This window comes from Stenotrophomonas sp. P5_B8 (assembly GCF_054049855.1).
Genome location: NZ_JBFULO010000126.1, coordinates 1 through 10,018, shown reverse-complemented (window position 1 = coordinate 10,018; position 10,018 = coordinate 1). Strand labels below are relative to the sequence as shown.

At 66.9% G+C, this 10,018-nt stretch carries 5 protein-coding genes; 2 read left to right on the top strand and 3 right to left on the bottom strand.

Translation table 11 applies throughout. The features are described from left to right. Window positions 1-139 precede the first annotated feature (139 nt). Window positions 140-2,203, bottom strand: a complete 2,064-nt coding sequence (locus tag ACXJKH_RS09220) for a prolyl oligopeptidase family serine peptidase (protein ID WP_457319199.1) — start codon at window positions 2,201-2,203, stop codon at window positions 140-142. Window positions 2,204-2,351: 148 nt separating this feature from the next. Then, a complete protein-coding gene (locus tag ACXJKH_RS09215; RefSeq protein WP_141057252.1) occupies window positions 2,352-4,322 on the bottom strand; it encodes an OPT family oligopeptide transporter in 1,971 nt (656 codons plus the stop codon). Window positions 4,323-4,544: 222 nt separating this feature from the next. Here ACXJKH_RS09215 and ACXJKH_RS09210 point away from each other — a divergent pair, with 222 nt between their 5' ends. Together ACXJKH_RS09210 and ACXJKH_RS09205 are read left to right on the top strand one after the other, a co-directional pair. Beyond that, window positions 4,545-5,696 (top strand): DUF1624 domain-containing protein, encoded by a 1,152-nt coding sequence (locus ACXJKH_RS09210; RefSeq protein WP_457319198.1) that lies wholly within the window; start codon window positions 4,545-4,547, stop codon window positions 5,694-5,696. Window positions 5,697-5,875: 179 nt separating this feature from the next. Further along, window positions 5,876-7,651, top strand: coding sequence for a peptide MFS transporter (locus ACXJKH_RS09205; protein ID WP_457319197.1), 1,776 nt, complete (start codon window positions 5,876-5,878; stop codon window positions 7,649-7,651). Between the two features lie 73 nt (window positions 7,652-7,724). Here ACXJKH_RS09205 and ACXJKH_RS09200 read toward each other — a convergent pair whose 3' ends face one another. After that, on the bottom strand, window positions 7,725-9,698 hold the full coding sequence (locus ACXJKH_RS09200; protein ID WP_457319196.1) for an alpha/beta hydrolase family protein: 1,974 nt from the start codon (window positions 9,696-9,698) through the stop codon (window positions 7,725-7,727). Window positions 9,699-10,018: the final 320 nt, after the last annotated feature.

Here is a 10,018-nt window from a genome sequence, read left to right as displayed (position 1 = left end):
CGGTTACACCGACGACGATGGCCGGATACACCGCCGCCGATCACCAGTTACACCGCAGCCGATCACCGCTGATACCACGGCCAACCACACCCGGTGCCATGAAGAAGCGCCGCCCCAAGGGGCGGCGCGTCCATCCGGCTTATTCGCCGATGTGCTGCTTCAACCAGCCGTTGACGGTGTCATGCCACTGCACGCTGTTCTGCGGCTTGAGCACCCAGTGGTTTTCATCGGGGAAGTACAGGAACTTGGATTCGATGCCCTGGCGCTGGGCGGCGGTGAACGCGGCCAGGCCCTGCTCGACCGGAATGCGGAAGTCGAGCTGGCCATGGATGACCAGGATCGGCTTTTTCCAGTTGGCCACGTGGTTGACCGGGTTGAACTTCTCGAAGTTGGCCGCCTTCTGGAACGGCGTACCGCCCTGCTCCCACTCGGTGAACCACAGCTCTTCGGTGGCGTAGCCCATCATGCGCTGGTCGAACACGCCGTCATGGTTGACCAGGCACTTCCACGGCTCGTTCCAGTTGCCGGCGATCCAGTTGATCATGAAGCCGCCGTAGCTGGCGCCCAGCGCGCAGGCCTTGTCACCGTTGAGGAACGGGTACTGCTTCTGCGCCGCGGTCCAGCCCTTCTGCAGGTCTTCCAGCGGGCGGTCGCCCCAATGCTGGCTGATCGCATCGGTGAATTCCTGGCCGTAGCCGGTAGACCCGTGGAAGTCGATCATCACCACCGCGTAGCCCTGACCGGCATAGGTCTGCGGGTTCCAGCGGTAGCTCCAGCCATTGCCGAAGCTGCCCTGCGGGCCGCCGTGAATCAGGAACGCCACCGGGTAGGTCTTGCCTTCCTGGTAGTTGTAAGGCTTGACCACGTAGCCGTGCACGGTGTCGTTGTTCCAGCCCTTGAACTGGAACTGCTCGTAGTCGCCGAAGGCCACGTCGGGCAGCATCTGCGCGGCGCTCGGGGTGATCTCGCGCGGGCTGCTGCCATCGGCGGCGGCCACCAGGATCTGGTCGCCGCTCTTGAGGCTGTTCTTCGTGTACGCCAGGGTGCTGCCGGCGATCACCGGCGAACCGATGCTGCCGCCTTCGGCGACGACCGTGGCCTTGCCGGTGGCGATGTCGATGTTGAACAGGCGGTGTTCGCCCAGGTCGTCGGCACCGGTGTAGAAACTGTTGCCGTCGGCGGCCAGCACGATTTCACCGGCCGAGCGGTCCCACTTCGGGGCGATCTCGCGGGTCTTGCCCGAGGCCAGGTCCAGCGCCATCACCCCGAAGCGGTCCGCTTCGAAGCCCGGGCGCTTCATCGCGCGGTAGTACAGGGTCTTGCCGTCCGCGCTGAACACCGGGCCGGCATCCCAGGCCGGGTTGGACGCGGTCAGGTTGACCGGGGCCTGCTTGCCGTCCACGTCGAGCCGGTACAGGTCGAAGTTGGTCGACCACGGCTCCTGCTTGCCCGCCACGCGGATGGAGGCGACCACGCTCTTGCCGTCCGGCGCCCAGGCGAAGTCGTCGTTGCCGCCGAACGGCTTGGACGGGGCATCGCCGTCGAGGGTAGCGCTGATCGCCGAGGCCCCCTTCACCGCCGCCGCCTTGGACGCCGGCAACGGCGCCACGAACAGGGTGTTGCGGCGGCCATCGGCCCAGGTGTCCCAGTGGCGCACGAACAGAGTGTCGAAGACTTCACCGGTGTTCTTGCGCGCCTTGTGCGCGTCCAGCTTCCTGGTGGTGCAGGCCAGGTCCGAGCCGCACGCCTGGAACACGCCGCTGCTGAAGACCACACGGTCGCCCTGCGGGGACACGTGGAAGCTGTCCACGTCCACCGGGAAGTCGGTCAACTGGCGCGGGGTGCCGCCGGCGATCGGCTGCGAATACAGCTGCTGGCTGCCGCCCTTGGCGCTGAGGAAGTACACGGTGCCGCCGTCGGCCGACAGTGCCGCCGAGTTGACGTTCCAGCCAGCCGGGGTGAGCGGCTTGGGCGGGGCCAGGTCGCGGGTGCGCAGGTTGCGGATGAACAGGCCGGTGCTGGCCTTGCTGTCGCTGCCGACCACGCGCTTGGCGAAGATGACGTTGCCGCCGTCGGCGGTGAGCAACGGGCTGGAGACCCGATCCAGCGCGATCATGTCGCGCACATCCAGGCCACGCGTGGCCGCCAGCGAAGGCATCGCGGTCAGCAGGCACAACGGCAGCAGGGCGTAACGAAGTTTCATCGGGGTCTCCGCGGAACGGCAAAACGCCGATGTTAGGGCCGCAGGGGCCGCCCATGCAAAGGCCATCGGTCATGCAGGGGGATGGGCGGGCCGCAGAAACGACAAACCCCGCCGGAGCGGGGTTTGTCTTGAAACCGGTCGAGGTTCTTTATACCGAACCGACCGCCCGCTTGCCGGTGCGATAGATCAACCAGCCGACCAGGAACAGCACGGCCAGACCGATCCACTGCGCGCCAGGCAGGTGGAACGGCAGCGCCAGCACGTCGGCGCGGCTGCTGATGACGATCGGCACTGCGATCGCGATACCCATCAGGGCTTCACCGGTGATCAGGCCGGCGGCGAACAGCACGCCCGGCTTGTGCACGCGGTCGCGGCCTTCTTCATCGTCGCCACGGATCTTGTGGAAACGCTCCACCAGATAGGCGATCAGCCCGCCCAGGAAGATCGGCACCATCAGTTCCAGCGGCAGGTAGATGCCGATCGCCGCGGCCAGCACCGGCACGCGGAAGCGGGCGTTGCGGGACTTCAGCCAGCTGTCGAAGGCGATGATCGCCGCGCCGACCACCGCGCCGATGCCGATGAAGGTCCACGGCAGTTCGCCACCGAACAGGCCCTTGGCCACCGAGGCCATGAGGTTGGCCTGCGGCGCGGCCAGTGCGTTGGGATGCAGCTCGGACTTGACGCCGATGCCGTAGGCGGTGGCCAGCAGGTTCAGCACCGGGGCCATGATCAGCGCGCACGAGAACGCCCCGATACCCAGCATCAACTGCTGCTTCCACGGGGTGGCGCCGACGATGTAACCGGCCTTGAGGTCCTGCAGGTTGTCACCGCCGACCGCGGCCGCACAGCACACCACCGCACCGATCATGATCGCGGCCACCGCACCCAGCGGTGCGCCGCCGACGCCGACCGGGGTCAGGCCGTCCTTGCCGAGCAGCAGCACCAGCACCGCCGAGGCGAACAGGATGGTGGAGATGGTGATGCCCGAGACCGGGTTGTTGGAGGAGCCGATCAGGCCGGCCAGGTAGGCCGACACCGACACGAACAGGAAGCCGGCCACGATCATGATGAGGGTCATCGGGATCGACACATGCCACTGGCCCACGATGGCCTGGTACAGCGCCAGCAGCGGCAGGGTGAACACGACCAGGGCCACCAGCATCCACTTCATCGGCAGGTCGCGCTCGGTGTGCGCCAGTGCCGGGCCACCGCTCTTGCGGGCCGCGGCAAACCCACTCTTGACGCCGTTGAGCAGCGACTTGCGCAGCGAAATCAGCGTCCAGACGCCGCCGATCAGCATCGCGCCCACACCCAGGTAACGCATCTTCGCGCCCCAGATGGCGAACGCCGCCTCGGTGGAGGTGGCCGTGGCGATCGACGCGGCCAGCGCCGGATCGGTGTTCATGAAGAACGCCTGGTACAGCGGAATGGCGATATGCCAGGTCAGGATCGAGCCGGACACCACCACGATGCCGACGTTCAGGCCGACGATGTAGCCCACGCCCAGCAGTGCCGGGGACAGGTTGGTGCCGATGAAGGCGGTGATCTTCGAGCTGCCCACGTAGGCCGAGGTGGCCCAGGCATCCGGGATCAGGCGCAGGCCGCTTTCGGCGGCCAGCTTCACGAAGGCGCCGATCACCGCCGACACGGCCAGGATCTTCAGCCCCGGGCCCGGATTTTCACCGGCCTTGAGCACCTCGGCGGCGGCTTTGCCTTCCGGGAACGGCAGCGGATCTTCGACGATCATCGAACGACGCAGCGGCACCGAGAACAGCACGCCCAGCAGGCCACCCAGACCGGCGATGCCCAGCACCCACCAGTACTTGAAGTCCGGCCAGTAGCCCATGATCACCAGCGCGGGGATGGTGAAGATGACGCCGGCGGCGATCGACGAGCCGGCCGAGGCGCCGGTCTGGACGATGTTGTTTTCAAGGATGGTGCCACCGCCAAGCAGGCGCAGCACGCCCATGGAGATGACGGCGGCGGGAATCGCGGTGGCGATGGTCAGGCCTGCGAACAGACCCAGGTAGGCGTTGGCGGCCGACAGAATCACTGCCAGCACGATGGCAAGCACCACCGCGCGGAAAGTGAGCTGGCGTGGCGCAGCGTCGTTGTTCATGGAAGCCCCTGCTGGCAAAAAATCCCTGCCACGCTAGCGTTCATGTACAGGCAAGTCCAGTAGTGCCGGCCGCTGGCCGGCAACCCTGCACCACCCGATCAAGGCCCCTGTTGACCTTCGCGTGCCGCCGCAGCCGCGACCCGCCGGACTCGGCAACGTTCAAGGCCGGGCCCATCCATTTAGTAATGTTATATCCTATCGCACCGAGCACCCGGCGCCGCTGTGACGTATTCCTCCCCCTCCCGCCTGACCTCCATCGACCAGCTGCGCGGCACCGTGATCGTGCTGATGCTGCTCGACCACGTACGCGAAACCTTCCATATGCACCAGCAGGTGGGCGACCCGATGGTGATTGACCAGGTCGAGCCCGCGCTGTTCGTCAGCCGGCTGCTGGCACATCTGTGTGCGCCGGTGTTCGTGCTGCTGACCGGCCTGTCGGCCTGGTTGTACGCCAGTGGCAAGCCGGATGGGCGTCGGGCCGCGTCGGCCTTCCTGCTCAAGCGCGGCCTGTTCCTGGTGGTGCTGGAGCTGCTGGTGGTCAATGTCGCGTGGACGCTGCAGTTCCCGCCCAGCGTGATGTACCTGCAGGTGATCTGGGCGATCGGCATCAGCATGATCGCGCTGGCCGGGCTGCTGTGGCTGCCCCGCGGGGCGCTGGCGGTGTTGGCGCTGGCCGTGATCGCCGGGCACAACCTGCTCGATGGCGTCCGCGTGCAGGGCGACGGGGCGCTGGCCGTGCTGTGGAAGGTGCTGCACCAGCGCGACTGGATCGCCGTGACCGATGGGCTGCGCCTGCGCACCTCCTACCCGGTGCTGCCGTGGATCGGCGTCATTGCGCTGGGCTGGGTGATCGGCCCATGGTTCGCGCGCGGCGGCGATCCCCTGCTGCGCCAGCGCCGCCTGTGGATGGCCGGCGCCGGTGCATTGCTGGGCTTCGTGCTGCTGCGGGCGGTGGACCTCTACGGCGACAGCCCGTGGCAGTCCTTCGCCACCCCGGGCAGCACGCTGATGAGCTTCTTCAACGTCACCAAGTACCCGCCCTCGCTGCTGTTCCTGCTGCTGACCCTGGGCATCGGCCTGCTGGTGCTGCGCCTGTACGAGCAGCCGCGCGTGGCCCGGGCGCTGGCACCGCTGGCCGACATCGGCGCGGCACCGATGTTCTTCTACCTGCTGCACCTGTACGTGCTGAAGCTGCTGTACGTGCTGGCCGAAGCACGCTGGGGGCACACCCACGGGGCGTACTTCGCCGTGGACCACGTGGCCAGCCTGTGGGTGATCACCGCGGTGCTGGCCCTGGCGCTGTATTGGCCGACCAGAGCGTTCGCGCGGTTCAAGGCGCGGCGGCGGGACCTGGCCTGGCTTCGTTATCTGTAAGCGCGCGATGCCGGGATGGTGAGGCTGCCGGCCAGCGGCCGGCACTACTAGAGCGTAGCGGCCGGCACTACGACAGCGGAGCGGCCGACACCACGACGGCGGAGCGGCCAGACGCGGCACGGYTGGCCCTTCGCCCCGGGCCTATACTCGCCTCCTTGTCCGCCGCGCCCTATCCCTCGATGACCGCAGCCGCCCTGCCCGCCTCCGCAACCTCCACTGCCACCGACGATTTCCTCGGCCACCCCAAGGGCGTTTACGTCTGCTTCTTCACCGAGATGTGGGAGCGGTTCTCGTTCTAMGGCATGAAGGCGCTGCTGCTGCTGTATCTCACCAAGTACCACCTGTTCGGCGACAAGGCCGGGCTGGATCTGCTCGGTGCCTACGGTGGCCTGGTGTACTGCATCCCGGTGTTCGGTGGCCTGCTCGCCGACCGCTGGCTGGGCATGCGCAAGGCGGTGGTGTTCGGCGGCGTGCTGCTGGTGCTGGGGCATATGGGCATGGCCTTCGAAGGCCACGCGGCGACCCGCATCGACGGGCAGATCGTGCGCGATGACGCCGCGCTGGGCATCACCTACCTCTCGCTGGCGCTGATCATCATGGGCGTGGGGTTCCTCAAGCCCAACATCTCCACCATCGTTGGCAAGCTGTATCCGGAAAACGATCCACGCCGCGACTCCGGCTTCTCCCTGTTCTATGCCGGCATCAACCTGGGCGCGCTGTTCGCCTCGCTGGTGTGCGGTTTCCTCGGCGAAGCCTATGGCTGGAAGTACGGCTTCGGTGCGGCCGGCATCGGCATGGTGATCGGCCTGTGCATGTTCCTGTGGGGCCAGAAGTACCTGCAAGGCCACGCCGAACCGACCGATGTGCCGGCGCTGCGCCAGCGCGTGCTGGGCATCCGCCGCGAGTGGCTGATCTACGCGCTGGCGGTGCTCGGCGTGATCCCCGTCGCGGCCTTGATGTGGGCCGCCGCCAACGGCGCGTTCGCGCTCGGCGGTGAAATCAGTCTGGCGCTGATGCTGATGATCGTCGTGCTCGGCGGCGTGCTGGTCTGGTTCGCCTGGTTCACCGGCACCCGCTGCACGCCGGTGCAGCGCCAGCAGATGATCGCGCTCATGGCGCTGATCTTCATGGCCCTGGTGTTCTTTACCCTGTACGAGCAGACCTACGGGTCGTGGGTGACCTTCACCGATCGCCTGCTGACCAAGGATCTGGTGCCGTCGCTGGTGATCCAGAGCGGCACCCCGTTGCCGTGGTCGATCGCCTCGCTGCTGCTGGCGCCGCTGGGCTTCGTGGTGGCCGCACGGCTGTCCGAGCGCAGCCCCGGCTCGACCGCGCCGCGCAACCTGTTCATCGTCATCGTCGCGCTGATGCTGGTGATGCTGATCCGCGACTGCCTGGTGATCCCGCAGACCGCCGGCTCGCTGACCTATCTGGGTGGCCTGTTCCTGGTGGTCCTCGCCCCGCTGTTTGCGATGCTGTGGGCGTGGCTGGACCGCCGTCGCCTGGACCCGTCCAAGCCGGTCAAGTCTTCGATCGGACTGATCTTTGCCGCGTTGTCGTTCGTGCCGCTGGCACTGGCCGCCCAGCAGGTGGGCGCGACCGGGCAGATGGCCAGCGTGTGGTGGCTGGTGCTGGCCTACCTGATCCTGGAGATCGGCGAAATGTGCCTGTCACCGGTGGGCCTGTCGGCGGTCACCCAGCTGGCCGCGCCGCGTGTGGTCAGCCTGATGATGGGCACCTGGTTCCTGGCCACCGCCTTCTCCGAAACGCTGGCCGCGCTGTTCGGCAAGCTCGCCGCGATCGAAGTGCCGGAGGGCCAGACGATGAACATCGCCAGCGCCGCGGCCAGTTACGCGCACCTGTTCTGGCTGCTGATGTGGATCGGCCTGGGCTGTGCGGCCGTCGCGCTGGCCTGCTCGCCGCTGCTGAAGAAGATGATGCACGGGGTGAAATAAGGCGCGACCGCCCCATGCCCAAACCAGAACGGCACCTCGCGGTGCCGTTCTCGTTTCCACGCTGCAGCGCTGATCAGGGCTGTGCGGCGGCCGCTGCGTTGGCGGTTTCCCCGCCGAGGCTGCGCGACAGGAACGCCAGCAGCTTGCTGTAGTACTCGCGGCGATGCGGATCGGTGTAGAAGCCGTGGCCTTCGGTGGCGTAGTACAGCGACTCCACCGGCACGCCGGCCTTCTTCAGCGCCTCTTCCATGCGCTTGGTGTGCAAGATCGGGGCGCGTTGGTCTTCACCGCCCGCAGCCAGGAACACCGGGACGTTGATCTGCGCAGCCAGGTTGACCGGCGACACTGCCGCCAGCGTCTGCGGATCACCCAACCAATCCTTCAGGAAGGTTTCACCGGACTTTCTTTCCTGTGTATCGCCACGGGTGAACATCATGGGCAGGTCGTAGACACCGACATAACCGGCCGCGCACTTGTACAGCGAGGCCTCCCTGGCCGCGCCCATCAGGGCGGCATACGCGCCATAGCTGGCACCGTAGATGCAGATCCGCGCGGGATCGGCGTGGCCCTGCGCAATGGCCCAACGGGTGGCGTCGGTCAGATCATCCTGCATCGTCCCGCCCCACTGCTTCGCACCGGCGGCCTGGAAGGCGCGGCCATAGTTGCCCGAGCCACGGAAGTTGACCTGCAGCACGGCATAACCGGCCGCCGCCAGGAGCTGGGTTTCGGTGGTGTAGCTGCCGTCGTCGAAGATCCCGAACGGGCCGCCGTGCGGAATGACCACCATCGGCAGTTTGCCGCCGGCACGACCAGCCGGGACGGTCAGGAACCCGCTCAGGTCCAGTCCGTCGCGGGCTTTGACCGCCACCKGCAGCACGGTGGCGGCCTTGGCCGGGTCCACCCAGCTGCTGCGGCTGATCACGTGATCGGCTTTCTTGGTTTCGTTGTTGAAGATGTAGAAGTCGCCGGGATTCCGCCCCGACCACGCTTCGATCATCAGCTGCTTGCCGTCCCGGGTGCTGGAGGTGATGAAGACCGCATCGCCACCGAAGGCCGCTTCCAGGCTGCGGTACAGCCGTGCATCGGCGGAGGTCTCATCGAAGAAGCGGGTGTGCGGCGTGTCGCCCAGGAACAGCGCGCCGACCGGGATGGCGGTACCGGGGCGACGGATGATGCGGCTGGGATCGACCTTGGGATCGCGCAGCACGGGCGTCCGCGCGCCGGTCGCCGGATCCCAGGCGATGATCGCGGTGGGGCCGTTGGCCTGCTCGGAGGTGAAGTAGGCCAGCTTGCCGTCGGCGGAGAAGCCGATCGCCTGCTCGATGCGGCCATTGACCGCCTCATCGTTGACCAGCTTCCAGGTGTCGCCCCCGCCTTCGCGGTAATAGAGCTTGTTGACGTTGTCGGTGCCGGCACCATGGGCGAAGCGGACCTGGCCGTTGGCGTCGCTGACGAATTCGGCACGACGTACCGGCGACAGCGCCACCGTCTGGCGGCGACCGCTCTGTACGTCCAGCTTGTCCACGCGGGTGAAGGGCTCGTTGCTGAAGGGCCAGATCGAGACCAGCACGTTGCGGTCATCCTGCGGGAGGTCGTCGAACAGGAACGCCGCCACGGCCTCTACCTTCTTGGGCTGGATGCGGGTGCCGGGGCCGTTGCCTTCCACGCGGTAGCCCACCAGCAGTTCGCCGCGCCCGCCATCGGCGTTGATCGCAAACAACTCGCCGGTGGGTCGTGGCATGTCCAGCGCGCCGATCTTCTCGGCCAGCCCGATCAGCACGCGATTGCCGTTGACCCAGTCGAAGTCGTTGGCGTGGTTCTTGGCCGGCGGCACGAAGGTGCCGACGACCTTGCTGTCCGACCGGCGCAGGATCGCCAGCGCGGTGCGGTCTTCCATCGGCACGGTGGCGGCGAAGTAGTCGCCATTGGGCGAAATCTTGATATCGGCGAAGTCATCGCGCTTGAGATATCGGTCCAGGTCCACTGCACCGGCCTGCCCCGCCAGCGCGCCACACACGATCAATGCCATCCAGCCTGACTTGCGCATCCTTCCCCCTGTTTCCGGACACCCTGTCCGGGTGGCCGATTCTAGACGGAAGCTGAATGCCGGGACCATAGGAGCACTTCGGACCCGCCTGTCGGGTCTTTCCTCGGTGGCGCTTGTAACAGGGTGTTTCTTCCAGTTTGGGGCGCGCCTCCTTGAAGGCGCGTCGCAGACAGCGATACGTGTGGCTGGGTAGTCGGACGCCGTCTTGGATCTAGTGCTGTCTCCGCTCGGGTTTGTCGCGCGCGTGAGGGCCCCGTAGCGGCCGCTAGGCTCCTGGGCAAAATAAAGGAGGAGGCCGCTCCGCGGCCGGGGGACATTTG